Annotated in this window: 13 protein-coding genes and 1 pseudogene; 1 reads left to right on the top strand and 13 read right to left on the bottom strand. The window is 34.7% G+C overall.

All coding sequences use genetic code 11. The features are described from left to right. Positions 1-9 precede the first annotated feature (9 nt). The 13 genes and pseudogenes from CIGN_RS03165 to CIGN_RS03105 all read right to left on the bottom strand — a co-directional run bounded on the left by CIGN_RS03165 (position 10) and on the right by CIGN_RS03105 (position 15,195). Positions 10-2,250 carry an FtsK/SpoIIIE family DNA translocase gene (locus CIGN_RS03165; RefSeq protein ID WP_236844786.1) on the bottom strand — a complete coding sequence of 747 codons (2,241 nt, stop codon included), beginning with the start codon at positions 2,248-2,250 and terminating at the stop codon, positions 10-12. A 173-nt stretch (positions 2,251-2,423) separates the two neighbouring features. Further along, entirely contained in the window at positions 2,424-5,198 is a 2,775-nt protein-coding gene (locus CIGN_RS03160; RefSeq protein ID WP_086302194.1) for a flagellin N-terminal helical domain-containing protein, read from the bottom strand. A gap of 85 nt (positions 5,199-5,283) precedes the next feature. Beyond that, on the bottom strand, positions 5,284-6,825 hold the full coding sequence (locus tag CIGN_RS03155; RefSeq protein WP_086241808.1) for an inorganic phosphate transporter: 1,542 nt from the start codon (positions 6,823-6,825) through the stop codon (positions 5,284-5,286). A 36-nt stretch (positions 6,826-6,861) separates the two neighbouring features. Further along, on the bottom strand, positions 6,862-7,788 hold the full coding sequence (gene pdxA / locus CIGN_RS03150; RefSeq protein WP_086302193.1) for a 4-hydroxythreonine-4-phosphate dehydrogenase: 927 nt from the start codon (positions 7,786-7,788) through the stop codon (positions 6,862-6,864). Further along, on the bottom strand, positions 7,785-8,546 hold the full coding sequence (locus CIGN_RS03145) for a pyridoxine 5'-phosphate synthase (RefSeq protein WP_086224710.1): 762 nt from the start codon (positions 8,544-8,546) through the stop codon (positions 7,785-7,787). The genes pdxA and CIGN_RS03145 overlap by 4 nt, the downstream gene beginning before the upstream one ends. An 8-nt stretch (positions 8,547-8,554) precedes the next feature. Beyond that, complete coding sequence (locus CIGN_RS03140; protein WP_086302192.1) at positions 8,555-9,379, bottom strand: adenylosuccinate lyase; 825 nt, start codon at positions 9,377-9,379, stop codon at positions 8,555-8,557. Between the two features lie 55 nt (positions 9,380-9,434). Beyond that, the gene (locus CIGN_RS03135; protein ID WP_086302191.1) at positions 9,435-10,160 is read right to left on the bottom strand and encodes an arginyltransferase; all 726 of its coding nucleotides are present in this window, start codon (positions 10,158-10,160) and stop codon (positions 9,435-9,437) included. Next, positions 10,153-10,365 (bottom strand): hypothetical protein, encoded by a 213-nt coding sequence (locus tag CIGN_RS03130; protein WP_086228222.1) that lies wholly within the window; start codon positions 10,363-10,365, stop codon positions 10,153-10,155. Before CIGN_RS03130 ends, CIGN_RS03135 begins: the two co-directional genes overlap by 8 nt. 3 nt (positions 10,366-10,368) lie before the next feature. Further along, positions 10,369-11,844: pseudogene (locus CIGN_RS03125) on the bottom strand (acetyl-CoA carboxylase subunit A). Positions 11,845-12,014: 170 nt separating this feature from the next. After that, positions 12,015-13,589 (bottom strand): flagellin B, encoded by a 1,575-nt coding sequence (locus CIGN_RS03120; protein WP_086302190.1) that lies wholly within the window; start codon positions 13,587-13,589, stop codon positions 12,015-12,017. A gap of 88 nt (positions 13,590-13,677) precedes the next feature. Beyond that, a complete protein-coding gene (locus CIGN_RS03115; RefSeq protein ID WP_086226192.1) occupies positions 13,678-14,286 on the bottom strand; it encodes a YigZ family protein in 609 nt (202 codons plus the stop codon). Next, positions 14,277-14,861, bottom strand: a complete 585-nt coding sequence (gene rsmD, locus CIGN_RS03110; protein WP_086229272.1) for a 16S rRNA (guanine(966)-N(2))-methyltransferase RsmD — start codon at positions 14,859-14,861, stop codon at positions 14,277-14,279. The genes CIGN_RS03115 and rsmD overlap by 10 nt, the downstream gene beginning before the upstream one ends. After that, positions 14,851-15,195 (bottom strand): ornithine carbamoyltransferase, encoded by a 345-nt coding sequence (locus tag CIGN_RS03105; RefSeq protein WP_086245057.1) that lies wholly within the window; start codon positions 15,193-15,195, stop codon positions 14,851-14,853. Before CIGN_RS03105 ends, rsmD begins: the two co-directional genes overlap by 11 nt. A 152-nt stretch (positions 15,196-15,347) precedes the next feature. On the opposite strand from CIGN_RS03105, the gene CIGN_RS03100 reads away from it, so the two are divergent. Next, complete coding sequence (locus CIGN_RS03100; RefSeq protein WP_086302188.1) at positions 15,348-15,722, top strand: flagellar protein FlaG; 375 nt, start codon at positions 15,348-15,350, stop codon at positions 15,720-15,722. Positions 15,723-15,724: the final 2 nt, after the last annotated feature.

Raw genomic sequence — 15,724 nt, 5'->3', positions numbered from 1 at the left:
TATACTCTCCTATCTTATTATATCTCGTTGACCTTTTGAATTTGGCGGAGTTAATACGCCATTTTGTTCAAGCTGTTCTATTATGCTTGCAGCTCTATTATAGCCTACTTTTAATCGTCTTTGTAAATAGCTTATAGATGTTTTTTCTTCGCTTAAGACTATCTCCTTAGCCTCATCATAAAGCTCATCTATTTCACCGCTAAATTCTCCGATACTGCTATTACTAGCATTATCATCTTTTAAAAAGCTCTCTTGATACACAACACTCTCTTGAGCTTTTAAAAACTCAGCTATATGATCAATCTCCTCTTCACTAGCAAATGGCGCATGTAGCCTGACTACTCCAGGGCTTCCAGGTGGTGTAAAGAGCATATCTCCACGCCCCAGCAAACTCTCTGCTCCCATCTGATCTAAGATAACCTTGCTATCGATTTTTTGCCCTACTCTATAGCTTATGCGACTTGGCAAATTCGCCTTTATAAGCCCAGTTACTACATCTACACTTGGGCGTTGTGTTGCTACTATTAGATGAATTCCACTAGCTCTAGCCATTTGAGCTAAGCGACCTATATGAAACTCCACATCCTTGCCACTTGTCATCATAAGATCAGCTAACTCATCTATGATAACTACTATAAAAGGCAAGGTTTCACCGCCTTCTTTTTTCATCTTTTCATTATAACTCTCTATATTTTTTGTGCGAGTTTGGCTCATTATCCTATATCTACGCTCCATTTCAGCAACCAAATTCGCTAAGACCGCTATGGCCTTTTTAGGTTCAGTTATCACAGGTGTTAGCAAATGCGGTATATCATTATACATACTAAACTCAAGCATCTTAGGATCTATCATTATAAGGCGCAGAGTTTTAGGTGAATTACGATACAAAAGGCTCAAAACCATTGCATTGATCCCGACACTTTTGCCACTTCCTGTGGTTCCAGCGATTAAAAGGTGTGGTAATTTCTTAAGGTCAGTTATAAATGGATCGCCTACGATATCCTTGCCAAGTGCTAAGGTAAGCTCACTTTTGGCATTTTTATAGATATCGCTTTGTAATATCTCTTTTAGATATATAGTCTCTATATTTTTATTTGGAATCTCTATCCCAACTACATCTTTACCAGGGATTGGGGCTTGAATTCTAATAGTTTGAGCCTTTAACGCCATAGCTAAATCATCTTGAAGAGTTAGGATTTTGCTTACTTTTACATGGGCTGCTGGTTTAAACTCAAATGTCGTAACCACTGGACCAGAATAGGTTCTTACTACATCGCCATCGATTTTAAAACGCCTTAATTTATCTAGCAAATCAGCAATTTTTTGATCTATTTCAACCTCATTTATAGCCTTACTACGCTTTGGTGGATCCTTTAAAAAATCCAAACTTGGCAACATAAAATCCTTTGGCTTTTCTATTTTGCCAGTCTCAATTTGGCTTAAAAGCTGTTTATTTTCAGCTACTTCATTAAGGATTATAGCGCCACTTGATGTTGATTTTGGCTCTTTTAACAAAGATATATCAGTATCTTGAGTAATCTTGCTTGGAATTTGGTTTTGCTCATCATCTATATTAAATTCGCTAAATCTATCAACTTCATCTATATTATCTATATCTACTTCATCAAGCTCTTTTTGTTGGGATTTTTTTCTAGATTTTGATACTTTAGGCTCAGGTGTAGCGCTTTGTGATTTAGCTACTTCTAGATTATTATTGTTAAATTTTACCTCTTGAAACTGAGATATCTCGTCATCTTTAATATTAGATTCTAAGGCTGAATTTGGGCTAAATTTAGGTATAGATTTAACTACAAATGCCTTTTTTATCATTACATCGAGCCTATCATCAAAGCTAAGCCCAAATCCAATAAAAAATATCATTAAAATAAAAATAAATGTCCCAATACTACCAATCACACTCCCAAGCGCCTCATAGCTAAATCCACCAACTATGCCGCCAGCTATAGGATTAAACATCGCACAAAGCAATAAAAAAGCATAAAATAACATCAGCGATCCAATGATATTTCCAGCTATTTTTAGGCTAAATTTCGTATAAGATTTATATAAATTATAAGCAGGATATAACAAAATAAATGGGTAAAAATATGATGCATAGCCAAATAGTCTTGCATTATACCAGCCTAAAGCGCCACCATAACTCCCCACAAATGAAGCATGCGGAACGATAGTTGCCACACCAAGATATACAAGCACACAGATAGCTACAACCAGCAAAATCTCTCGCAAAATCGTAAAATCCTTGAATAAAACTTGAAAAATCCGCTGATTATATCAAAAATTTTGTTATATATTGCTTAGTTTGTATTGATTAAAAAGCGATTTAAGCCGCCATTTTAAGCTAATAAAATTAGCAAATAGCGACTATTTTTAAATTTTATAAATACTTTATAATAGCTATATTACATATAATTAAGTAGGCTAATTTTACTAATCATTGATGAAGTTTGTAGCATTGCTTCAAACTGTGTTAGATACTGTTTATAAATTAGCATACTCTCACCCAAATCAGCGCCAATAACATCATTTTTAATACTCTCCACATTAACATATAACATACTAGCTCGTGAGCTAGAACTCTCTAATACATTAGTATATGAACCAATCTGCGTGTGGAGTTTATTTACATGGTCTTGGATATGGTCAATTCTCTTTAGAGCGCCTTGGATTCCAGTAGTACGAGCGTTAGTACCATCTGGATTGCCTCTATAGCTACCATCTCTTACAGCTGCTATCATAGCATCTAAATCTTTAAAAATATCCACACTTGGCTCATCTATGCTAATCATATTATTAGCATTAAAATTAAATAGCGACCCTGCGACTGTAGAGTTAGCCTCTTTACCAAATTCAGGTTTATCAGCACTAAAAGTCTCAAAAATAGATATTTCTATATTTGATACGGTTGCGCTTTTGTCTGTGATTTGCATTTGGCCTCTATAATTTAGCTCTACATTTACACTAGCATTAGCACCATCTACAGCTTTATTATAAGCTTCAAATCTAGCTGTAGCGTAATCTGCGTTATTGATTATAAGATCTTTTACCTTGCCTATGGCTTCTTGTTTGTTAGTTACTGGAAAAGTAAGCCCAGCCGCATCTACTGCTTGATCTATTATAGCTTCTGTAGCAGGGTCATTAACATTGGTTTTTAATCTTGTTTTAAGATCATTAGCATTATTAATTGCCACATTTGGGAATAAATTTTGATCACTTAAATTTTTTGCTACCGTGTTACCCACTCTATCATCTGGTAAGTTACCCGCTGCTACCATAGCTACTATATCATTTAACTGTTTATAGCTTATATCATCAGCTTGAGTTACGACCCCATCTGTGGTTTTAGTAGCTTCATTATACTTGCCTAACATTATATTGCCTTGATAGACTGGGACTGGTGTGAATCCACCTGGCGGAATTATCGGCGTTCCATCTGCGTTGGTTTCAGTGATGGTGAGTTGCGTGGCTTTAGGAACACTAGCTGAGAGCGGATCGCTAAAATCTATCTTAACTTGATAATATTTACCATTTTTAGATTTGATATGCATAGTCATATTGCTATCAGGGTTATCTTGCAGTCCAGCACCAGCTACATCTTTTAGCTTAGTAGCATCAGTAGCAAATGTATTTTTACCCTTGACTACTTGAGAGACTGAACCAGTTAGGATATTATCTTTTTGGGCAAACTGTAGCTTGTTATAGTCAGTAGCATCGTTTTTAACCCCTAGAGTGTCTTTAAAGTCGCTTTTGATAAATTCAGTTAAATATACTTTGCCATTTTTGACATTTTCTTCGATAGTTTCTAAATCGGTTAAGTCACTTACATCAACCCATGAACCATCTTTATCACGAACTTTGGTGCTAGACATTTCACGAACTTGATCAGCATTATTTGGATTAAATGCAGTAAAATCAGTTGCATCTATACCATTATTGCCAAGATCGTTTAAATCTAGTGTAAATGGTGGATTACCGATATTTTGTACAACTTGATTATTAACTTGAAGTTGGTTAGTATTACTTAAATTAATTGTATATGTTTGATTGTTATTATTGTTTACTGCTGTAATTTCAGTTATATTGCCATTAGCGTCTTTTGTAGTTGTTATTTTATAATTGCCAGATGTTTGAGGGTCAATATTAATCTCATATTCACCAACCTTATACTTCTCAGTTGATTGTTGCGGAGTAAGGCCAAATAGATGAAGCTCCATCATCTGATTACCATTTCTAATATCAGTTATTTCGATTTGGCCGCTATTATTTAACGCTACTTGAACTAGTGGATTTTTGCCTTCTTTATCATTGCCTAGAGCGTAGCCGATATTATCTAGTAGGCTTTGGATAGATGAGTCTGGGGTCATAGTTACCTTGGTAGAAAATGTAGAGCCATCTGGTTTTCTACCTTGTAGGAAAAATGTAGTTGGTTGATCTTTTACTGCATCTTTTGTAAAATCATCCTCTTTTGGCGGATTAGCTTTATTAAATTCTTCGCTACGATAATTAGTACCTATTAAATCTCTTAAATCATCTCCAAGCCCAACATATTTGATTGGCTCATCAGGATTAGCAAATTTATTATAATTATTAACCAAATTCACATTTGTCGTTATAACCTTTTTATAATCATTATCCGAACCTAGAAATAGTGATTGACCGTTGATATTGTAGTTAGAAGTTTGATTAGTGCCAATTACTGCTTTTATACTCTCAGCATTACCATTATAGTTGCCTAAATCATCAATTGGCATAGTATCTAGCGCAGTTCCTGAGAATAGATACTGGCCATTTATGGTAGTATTAGCTATATCGATTAGATTTTGCTTGATACCTTCTAGGTCATTAGCAATAGCATTACGAGAAGTTACATCGTGAATATCATTAGCTGCTTGGATTAGTTTGGTTTTAAATTCAGTTAGCTTTAGCACAAAATCATTTAACGCCTTATCGCTATTTTTTGAAAATTCAGTAGCCTTTAGTGTTGTAGATTCTACTTGTTTGAGTAGATTACTCTCATACTCCAGCCTAGCAGCATCGACATAGATACCGCTACCTTCATAAGCGTAATTGATTTTTAACCCTGTACTAAAAGCCTGATGAGACTTATATAGTGAGTTGGAGTTCTTTTGGTAGTTATAGACATTATTGAAATTCATAAGCTGGTTGGTTATACGCATTTGCACTCTCCTAAAAATTTAGGAATTTTACAAGCAAATATCATTCCCAAACCAGCAAATTTAGCAGGAAATCCCTGCTAAATTATCATAATCCTAGTACATTTACTACTATTACAAATCCAATAGCAGAGCCTATCATTGCTATTGGTAAAGTAATTACCCATGCTAGACCAATTGGCTTTAACATTCCCCAGTTGGCATTGCGATTATATAATCCAATACCAAGTACCGCTCCTATCAAAACATGAGTAGAGCTAATAGGTAATCCCATTTTTGTAGCGATTAATATAACTATACTTGCTGATAACTCCGCACTAAATCCAGTCGTAGGCAAAATCTCTGTAAGCTTACTCCCAACAGTAGTTATCACCTCTTTACCTAAAAACCATAACCCCACAACAAGTGCTACGCCAAATGTAACCATAGCTACTGTAGGAATCACTGTAGTGCTATTAATAGCGCCACTTTTTAACACATCTAAAATCGCAGCAAATGGCCCAACGGCATTAGCGATATCATTTGCACCGTGAGAAAACGCAAAAGACGAAGCAGTAAATATCTGAAACCAACCAAAGATTCTATTAATCCCTTTTTGCGGATTATCTCTTTTCATCATATTAATAATCGAGAAACTAAGCAAATATGCAACTGTACCAATAACACATAAAATCCATATAGTCTCAATTGTGCTAAAGTTTAAGTTCATATGCTTTAACCCTTTAAATAGCAATGTAGATGAGATAATCATCGCTGCAACTGCTGCTAAAATCGGGATATGAAGTCTCATATATTTCATTGTATCAATTAATTTTTCTTGTCCTTTAAACTCTCTAATCTTATCTCTAAAAGGACCACTGCCTATGATTTTTTCATCATAACTCATGGCAATAGCTTTAAGCTCTTGAATTTGTTGCGACTGGCTCTTGCTAGAAAGCTCGTTTATATAATTTTCTTTAAATGCTCTTTTTTGTGCTTTTATCGCTTTAATCTGAGTATGTAGATCCATACTTGGAGTTATAATTTTAGTTTTGATATAACCATAAACGATATAAGCAATAACTCCACCCATTAACGGAGATAAAACCCAGCTAAGAGCAATACTACCAATAGAACTCCATTTAACCATATCTAAGGTATTGCCATTATCATAGTATAAATACCCCATCATAAGGCCAGACCCTACGATACCACCAACGATAGAGTGAGTAGTAGATACTGGCAAGCCCTTTTTAGTCGCTACAAATAGCCAAATTCCAGAACTCATAAGAGCTGAGAGCATAACAGCAGCAAAAATCATAGGATTGATATCACCGTTATTTGGTAGTATAACAATACCACTTCTAATAGTATTTGTAACTTCAGCTCCAGCAAATATAGCGCCACTTAACTCAAATACAGCTGCGATTATTAGCGCTTGTTTAATAGTAAGAGTCTTAGCTCCCACGCTTGTACCAAATGCATTAGCAACATCATTACCGCCAATATTAAAGGCCATAAATATGCCAAAAACACTAGCTAAAATAAAAAAGATTAAATGATGGCTTGATATATATCCATATCCCCATATAAAAAAGACAACTAAAGAAATAATAAAAACTGAAGTAAAAAATAAATTGTCCCTACCCAAGCAATACCTCCAAAAAATTTCTTCTATTTTAGCTTTTTAGGCTTGAATTTTGACTGAATTTATGCAATATTTTACTGATTCTATATAACTTTCAACCCTTGCTTTAGATTGATACGCAATATCAAAAGCAGTTCCATGATCTACACTAGCACGGATGATTGGCAAATTTAAACTAATATTAATTGAGCGATCAAAATATAACGCCTTAAGCGGTGCTAAGCCTACATCGTGATACATAGCTATTAGACGATTAGTAGATTTTAGTGAATTTGGGGTAAATGCAGCATCAGGTACAAGCGGACCGATAAAAATTTCTTTACCGATTGTAGCATTGGCTGCTTTTATAGCCATTTTTATCTCTAATTCTTCTTTGCCTCCAATAGTTCCATTATCACTAGCATGAGGATTAAAGCCTAAAACGCCTACTTTGCTAAATTTAGTTGAAGCATAAAAGTCTAATAAGAAATTTTTAACTTTATTAAATTTAATCTTTTTACTAACATCTTTAAGTGGCGTATGATCACTAAATAGTGCAACATAAAGCTTCCCGCAGCCTAGCATCATAATAGCACTAGTTTTAAAATAATCACTTAAGGCATCAGTATGGCCTTTGTATGGAATCTTAGCTTTTTTCCAGCTCTCTTTATTAATTGGCAAGGTTACAAGAGCGCTGGCCTTTCCTTTAGTAGTGAAATTTAGTGCATTTTCAAAGCTAATAAATGAGAATTTGCCACTTTTTTTGCTTACTTTACCTGGCTTTATCTCAAAATCATCACCACACTCATAAATCTCAAAATTCTTTGGAATATTGATATTTAAGATTTTAGCTGCTTGGTTTAAAAGCTTAGAGTTTATAAAATATATTGGTTGGCAAATTTTACTAATCTCTTTATGAGCTTTTAACGCAATCTCAATTCCAATGCCATTTATATCGCCTACACTAATTGCAATTTTGGGTTTCATTTGATTAACTCTTTCATATCTTTTATAGCTTGGCTTAATCCAGTAAAGATTGAGCGAGCTATAATGCTTTGACCGATATTTAGCTCAAAAATCTCTGGGATATTTGCTATTAAACCTACATTTTGGTAGTTTAGTCCATGGCCTGCAGCGACATTTAGTCCTATATTTTTAGCAAATTTAGCAGCCTTTTTTAATCTATCTAGCTCAAATTCAAGCGCCTCTTTAGCATTTGTATGTTCTAATGATTTTATACTAAATTTAGTCTTTGGAATATTTGAATACGCCATTAAATAGGCATTAGCAAAGCTTCCAGTATGCAATTCAATAGTATTAGCTCCTAACTCTTTAGCTGCTATTATATCATCTGAGTTTGGATCGATAAAAAGTGAAACATCAATTCCAGTCTCATTCATAGCTGCTATGGTACTAGGTAGTTCTGGACTAGCTAAATTTAATCCACCCTCAGTAGTTAACTCTTCACGCCTCTCAGGAACTATCGTAGCACGATGAGGAGAGAGCTCTAGTACAATATCAGTAATAGCAGTAGCGCACTCTAAATTTACTGGAATAGTACAAAGATTTATAATATTTATAGTATCTGTATCATCTATATGTCTGCGGTCTTCACGCAAATGTATTGTGATCTGATCTGCGCCAGCATTAATAGCAGTAAACATTGCATTTAAAATATTTGGATCATTTACCCTTCTAGCTTCTCTTAATACAGCGACATGATCGATATTTACACCTAGTTTCATATTTATCCTTATGAGTTTATATAGTTTTTTTGTTCTTTAAAATATGGTTTTAACGCTTCATACGCTAGACCAATTTTTTGAAATTTATCTGTATAGTCTTTTTGAATTTTATCTGATTTAGTAGCGTGACGATCTGGATGATAAACTTTAGTTAAATTTAAATAACTTGCTCGAACCGTCTCATAATCATCACCAACTTCACACCCAAGCGTATGAAAATGCTCTTCTAAAAGAGTAGCTAGCATACTAAATCTTCGTTTATACTCTTTAGAATTTAGCACATTAAAACGGCGTTTAAATCGCTCAAATTCCTCTTTATCGTAGTTGAAATTTACTACATATTTAAGATGCTCTCTGCTATTTATAATATTTGAGAGACTCTCTATATCTCTTAGACTTTGCGGAGTAAAAAGCAGCCAATTTTGTCGTGGGTAATATTCACAATTTGCATCATTAAAACCACGCATTAGGTATTTAGCAAATAACTCCTCGCTATTTTTTAAATCAAATAGCACTTTTAACTCTTCAAATCTGATATCTATATCTATTAACACCTGAAGCGAGGTCGGATTTTTATAGACTAGCTTGATATTTTTATGATGAGTTAGCCAAAACTCTACTCCGCTACCGACAGTTTTTTTATATAAATTTGCTATAAATTTTAGCAAATATTTACGCTGGATCAGCTCATTTTCGCTATAAAATATAATAATTCTATCACGAGTACCAATCACATTAGCAAAACTTTGGCGAATTTTATAAATAAGATTTAGATACAGATCGCAATCATCAGTTACTATAGTAATTGACTCTAATGTCTGTGTAATCTCCATTTCAAGCCCTATTTTTTAATTTTAGGCTTTTAAAGCAAATTGCGTTCCATTAAAACTATGAATCTATCCAAATAGTAGGTTCATCTAACTCACAATACTCTTTTAGAATTTGATATGGTTTGTAGTCGCTTTTATACTCTAAGCTTTCACAATTTTTGACATAAAATCCTAGATAAATCCACGGAAGTTTATGCGCTTTAGCTAATAAAATTTGGTTTAAAAGCGAATATTTACCAAGGCTTAAATACGCATAATCTGTATCCCAAAAGCAATAAATCGAGCTAATTCCATCGCTAGTAATATCAATTAAATCTACACAGATTAGACTATCTTTATCATAATAATCTACCTCAAAGCCAAACTCTCCAGCACCATCTACATAAACACTAAAATAGCGTTCATAACTCATTTGATGATACTCCCAGCCTCGCTTATTTTGCATAAATTTATGATATTTTTCATATAGATTTATATGTTCTTGGCTTAGATGTGGGCGAGTTACTACAACCTCTATACCAGCATCTTTATTTTTACGGATTACTCGTCTTAAACTTTTAGTTAATTTAAATTTTTGAACGTCTATTCTTAAGCTTTGACACTCATTGCAATCTTTACAAATTGGCTTGGAAAAATACTTGCCAAATCTCCTATAACCATGCTCTACTAAAGCAGAATTATAAGCATATGACGCTTCATAAATATATTTATAGCTAGTTCTAGAAGAACGACCCTTTAGATACGCACAAGGCGTATCTAAAGTACTAAATTCAATCTCAGTCAAGCTTTTTTATATCCGAATATTTGATGAATTCCATAAATTCATCTCTTAGTCTAGCCTCTTTATCAGCTACTACCTCTGGCTCAGAAAATATATCTTTAAACTCATCTCGGTTTGGATTTGGTTTTGGTTTTGAAACTGGGGTTTGAGCCTTTTGCTCTTTAACCATCTGCCCTTTTATCTCTTTTAAACTATCTAAAAAATCCATAAATTACCTATTTTCTCTACTAGATTTTACTTTTTGAATCGCTGCTGTAATAGCTGCAATGACCTCTTCTTTGTTCTCTTGATTATGATCGTGAGTATTTTCTAAGATATCTTGAAGTCTCTCTTCAATATAGCTAGTATCAAAAAATCCTCTTCTAAAGTGTCTTCTTTTAGATATAGCTAAAAGAAATGGCAGTGTGGTTCTAACACCCTCGATTGTAAACTCATCTAAAGCACGCTCAAGCTTACTTACAGCCAAATCATAACTTCTAGCTTTTACTATTAGTTTAGCTACAAGTGAATCATAAAATGGCGGTATAGAGTATCCTTGATACATATGACTATCTACCCTTACACCAGGACCAAGAGCAGGGAAATAACCTGTGATTTTACCAGGACTTGGAGCAAAATTTTTCCATACATTCTCAGCTGTAATTCTAGCCTCTATAGCAACACCTTGAGGTTTAACTTCTGTTTGATCTATATCTAGAATTTCCCCTGAAGCAATGCGAATTTGTCTAGAGATTAGATCGACTCCTACTATCTCCTCAGTTACACCATGTTCTACTTGAATTCTAGTATTCATCTCCATAAAATAGAAGTTATTATAATCATCTAATAAAAACTCAATTGTCCCCGCATTAGTATATCCAACAGCCTTAGCTGCTGCAACTGCAGCCACACCCATTCTCTTACGCAAATCTTCGCTAATAGTAGGACATGGCGCAATCTCAATCACCTTTTGATGGCGTCTTTGAATAGATCAATCACGCTCACAAAGGTGAATTAAATTACCATAATTATCACCTAAAATTTGAAATTCAATATGTCTAGGTTTTACAATTAACTTCTCCATAAAGACTTCATCGTTATTAAAAAATGCCTTAGCCTCTCTTTTGCAACTCTCATAGCTACTTTCTAAATCTTTAGGATCCCATACCTCTCTAATACCACGACCGCCACCGCCGCCGCTTGCTTTTAAGATTACTGGATAGCCTATTTTTTCAGCTTCTAATTTTATAGTTTCAATACTTTCCTTATTTAACGCTTCAGTACCTGGCACAACTGGAATACCATTTTTATGCATTAGATTTCTAGCGATATTTTTATTACCCATTTTTAGTATTACTTCAGATTTTGGCCCAATAAATGTAAGACCAGCATCTTCAACCATCTTAGCAAATTCATAATTTTCACTTAAAAATCCATATCCAGGATGTATAGCATCAGCACCACACGCCTTAGCTACTTCTACTATTCTAGCAGCATCTAGGTAGCCTTTAATCGGGTCTTTGCCTATCTCATATGCCTCATCAGCAACTTTTACATGAAGCGATTCTTTATCAGGTTCAGTGTATATGGCTACATTTTTGATATGTAAATCTTTACACGCTCTAACGATTCTAACAGCTATTTCGCCACGATTGGCAATCAAAATTTTATATATCATAGAATTACCTTTAAAAAATTTTCCATTCATTGTAGCTAAATTTGGATATTTTTTAGCTAAAAATAGAAAAATAAATTTAAATTTTAAATAATGTGTTACAAATGTTTGGTTTAATGAGGTTTTGCCAATCTATTTATGGCAATGAGGCTATTTATAAAAGATTACTACGCCTTGTGTTTAGGCGTAGTACTAAAACTAACTTATTGTAGTAGTTTTAAGACATTTTGCTGTACAGCATTTGCTTGACTCATAGCGTAGCTTCCGCTTTGGGCTAGTATGTTATATTTAGAGAAGTTTGCACTCTCACTAGCAAAGTCTACATCTCTTATTTGAGATTCAGCTGATTTTACATTTACTTGAGTAACTGTAATGTTATTTAGCGTAGCTATTAATTGGTTTTGTACTGAACCTAGGTCAGCTCTTAGCTTGTCTAGAGTTTTTCTAGCTGCTTCAGCTACATCCACCATAGCCTGAGCACCACCATATGTATTTACACCACCGGCTTTATCACCAAAGTCAAGACCAGCCGCAGAAGCTCCACCATCAAAGAAGCCCATAGCCTTTGCCATAGCTGCACTGATTGTTCCACTATTCATATATTTTAAATTTACAGAAGCCTGGGCATAGCCATTTGAAGCCACACCAGTAATCATTGCATCGCCTGCGGTAAAACCAGATACTAAGGATATACCATCTAGTCCAATTTTAATATCTCTAGCATCTTGGCGAATAAATGTTAATTGACCCAAATAAACCGTACCAGCCGAATGCGCATCTCCAGCTAATGAAGCACCCGTTTTAGCGCTAAATACGGTATTAGCACCAGTAGATGTTGAACCAAGTCTAATAGCTCTACCATCTTTAGCAGCTAATACTAATCTACCATTTTCTAGGCTTGCTTCTACTCCGGTTTCATCTTTTTTAGCGTTGATTGCAGCGATTAGAGCATTGTCAGAATCATTAGTTTTTACAGTAACATTTCCGATTTTAACGCCATTAATCATAAAATCTTTAATTGTACCAGCAGCAACTACGCCAAAAATTTGAGTATTATTAACTTCAGCTCTTATACCAGTTTTATCTGATACACCATTCATCATCTCAGCTACAGCTTTTAAACCATCTGTTTGTAATGTTTTTGCGCTAATAGTTTGAAATACATAACCACCCGGATATCCATCGATTCCGCTAAGTTTTACAACCGCATCTGCCATTTGAGAAATATTAGAAGCTACCACATTTTTTAGTGTCTCAAACCTAGTATGCCCAATTGTATTTGAGTTTGTAGCACCTATGCTTACTTTAGCTGTTTCATTACTATAAGCACCAATTTGGAAGTTTTTGTTTGAAAAATTTCCATTTAGTAGTTGTTGGCCATTAAAGCTTGTAGTAGTAGCTATCATATCTAGTTCTTCAAGAAGTCTTGAAATATCGTTTTGTAAAGCTCTTCTAGAATCAGCATTTTGACCATCTTGAGCTGCTTGGATAGCTTTAGTTTTAATAGTATCAAGTATTTTAATCTGTTCATCCATAGCTTTATCTGCAGTTTGGATGATACCTACAGCATCATTACCATTAGATATGGCTTGACCTAGGGAGTTAGCTTGAGAGCGAAGACTATCAGCAATAGCCATACCAGAAGCATCATCAGCTGCTGTTTGAATTCTAAGGCCTGAGCTAAGGCGACCAAGTGAGCCAGTAAGTGCTCTATCATTTACTACAGAGTTAGCATGCGCATTTAAGGCTGCTACGTTTGTATTTATTCTAAAACCCATTATAAGTCCTTTTATAGAAATATTATTAAGTTATAAAAGCCCTAAGCAAATGGTGTTCCAAAGTTTTGGTAGAAGTTTATAATATTCCCTACTCTTGTGCGCTAAGAGGCAAAGCATAGTATTGCACTCCAGCTATCTCAAATTCACGCACAAACTCTCTAAACTCTCTAAACTCCTTAGCAGTTAAATAAAATTCATACATACATCCAGTCTCGCCATATCGCTTGCTAGTCTCTAGTCCTTGCCTCTGGCTATAATGATCAAACCTAGAAAGCAATGCAAATGGTACAAATATGCTCACAATATCTCTTATCTCATAGCGTTCTAGCTCTGCGGCATTTATGGCTAAATTTGCACTACTTCCATACGCTCTAACTAACCCGCCAACACCAAGCTTTACACCGCCAAAATACCGCACCACTAACAGCGCAGTGTCTATTAACTCAGCTCCACGCAAAGCATCTAGGCACGGTGGTCCTGAGCTTCCTTTTGGTTCGCCATCATCGCTACAGTTTTCTACAATCTGAAAATACTTATTGTAATACCTATACGCCCATACTATATGAGCAGCCTTTGGATTGTCTGCTTTAAGCCTAGCACGCAACTCTTCAAACTCGCTAAATGGACATATATAACTAGCAAAGCTTGATTTTTTGATATCTTGCTCGTAGCTGTAGCACTTTTTTACTAGATACATTTTGTATAATAACTCAAAGTTGTATTGCCAAATTTACGACTTTTATAAAGTGCAAATTTGCCTATGTTTTGTGAAGGTTTATGGCTTGAGATATGCTCTATTACCACTATATTGGCCTCTAGTTTTTCTAGCATTTTATAAAGTTTTTCATAAATTCCACTAAATCCATCTCTAATATCAAATGGTGGATCAGCATAAAGAATAGTTTTTTGCTCTATATTTTGAACAAGAATCTTTGGTGTCAGCTCAAATGTATCACCATGCAATGCTACTAAGATCTCATTTCCATCATCATTTAATCTACTAAAATTTTCCCTTAAGCTATTAAATGCTGCTCTATCAAGCTCTATAGCATAGCCTTTTTTAGCGTAATTACTAACCGCAGTCGCAGCCATTAATCCACTTCCACCAAATAATTCTATAAATACCGAACCATAAATCTCACCCTGCAGGCTATTAAATACAGACTCTTTTACTATAGATTTAGTACTTCTAGTTGTGCTTAGGCTTGGCAAAGATAGCTTTTTGCCTTTAAATTTACCACTAGTGATAGTGGTGGTTAGATTATTTTTCATATTCATCTTTTATTATTTTAATTAGCTCAGCCTTGAACGCATCGACTAAATCACCCACTCTACGCTCTAGGCTGCTTAGCTCGTTTGACTGTATTTTGCCGCTTATTTGCATCGCTGAATAGAACTCACCTAGCGTATTTAATAGTACATCTTTACTAAAAGGCTCGCTAAGATATGGCGAATCATCGCTTATGATAAAGACTGGCTTGCTGCTTTGCAATGCTCTATCACTCACTATAAAATCGCAATCTTTTTTTGTGGTTGCATTTGAACCTAAAAATAGCCTTAAAGTCTCAGCTAAAAGCAGACACTCACAATCTATACAAACTCTCATTACCCTACTCCTTTAAAGCCTAAATAGTATCAAAATATCTATAAATTTGGTATAAAATTTGCTTAAAATCTAGATAAATCTATGAATTTGCTATAAAATTTGGTAAAATTTGACCGATTTAGCATATAACCAATTTACTAAAAGGATGCAAAATGGAAATTTTCAAAGCAGCAGCCCAGCAGCAACTAGATATGGCAGATACTGCCAGTTTTAAGCAGCAGTTTAATCCACAAACTAGAGAGATAGAAAATCCAAATCTCCGCCAAGACTCTGCAGCGCAAAATGGAGCCAATGAGCACCTAACAAATGAGCAAATTCAAGAGATTTTAGCCCAAACTAACGATAATCTAAGCCTACTAAATACAAATATTAGATTTGGCTATAATGATAAGATCGATAGTATGTTTGTCAATGTTTTAGAAGCTGATACTGGCACAGTAATCCGCAAAATCCCAACTGATCAGGTTATGAAGCTTACTGAGCATTTTAGAGACATCGTGGGTATGATATTTGATAAAAAGGAATAAAA

Origin of the sequence: Campylobacter devanensis (assembly GCF_002139915.1) — a bacterium.
GTDB classification, from domain to species: domain Bacteria; phylum Campylobacterota; class Campylobacteria; order Campylobacterales; family Campylobacteraceae; genus Campylobacter; species Campylobacter devanensis.
This window is presented reverse-complemented; position numbering and strand designations above follow the sequence as displayed.

Bases quoted from the DNA above. Each gene is read 5' to 3' on its own strand.
- CIGN_RS03105 (WP_086245057.1), bottom strand. From the start codon at position 15,195: ATGAGAGTTTGTATAGATTGTGAGTGTCTGCTTTTAGCTGAGACTTTA.
- CIGN_RS03130 (WP_086228222.1), bottom strand. From the start codon at position 10,365: ATGGATTTTTTAGATAGTTTAAAAGAGATAAAAGGGCAGATGGTTAAA.
- CIGN_RS03100 (WP_086302188.1), top strand. From the start codon at position 15,348: ATGGAAATTTTCAAAGCAGCAGCCCAGCAGCAACTAGATATGGCAGAT.
- rsmD (WP_086229272.1), bottom strand. From the start codon at position 14,861: ATGAAAAATAATCTAACCACCACTATCACTAGTGGTAAATTTAAAGGC.
- CIGN_RS03120 (WP_086302190.1), bottom strand. From the start codon at position 13,589: ATGGGTTTTAGAATAAATACAAACGTAGCAGCCTTAAATGCGCATGCT.
- CIGN_RS03115 (WP_086226192.1), bottom strand. From the start codon at position 14,286: ATGTATCTAGTAAAAAAGTGCTACAGCTACGAGCAAGATATCAAAAAA.
- CIGN_RS03160 (WP_086302194.1), bottom strand. From the start codon at position 5,198: ATGCGTATAACCAACCAGCTTATGAATTTCAATAATGTCTATAACTAC.
- CIGN_RS03145 (WP_086224710.1), bottom strand. From the start codon at position 8,546: ATGAAACTAGGTGTAAATATCGATCATGTCGCTGTATTAAGAGAAGCT.
- pdxA (WP_086302193.1), bottom strand. From the start codon at position 7,788: ATGAAACCCAAAATTGCAATTAGTGTAGGCGATATAAATGGCATTGGA.
- CIGN_RS03140 (WP_086302192.1), bottom strand. From the start codon at position 9,379: ATGGAGATTACACAGACATTAGAGTCAATTACTATAGTAACTGATGAT.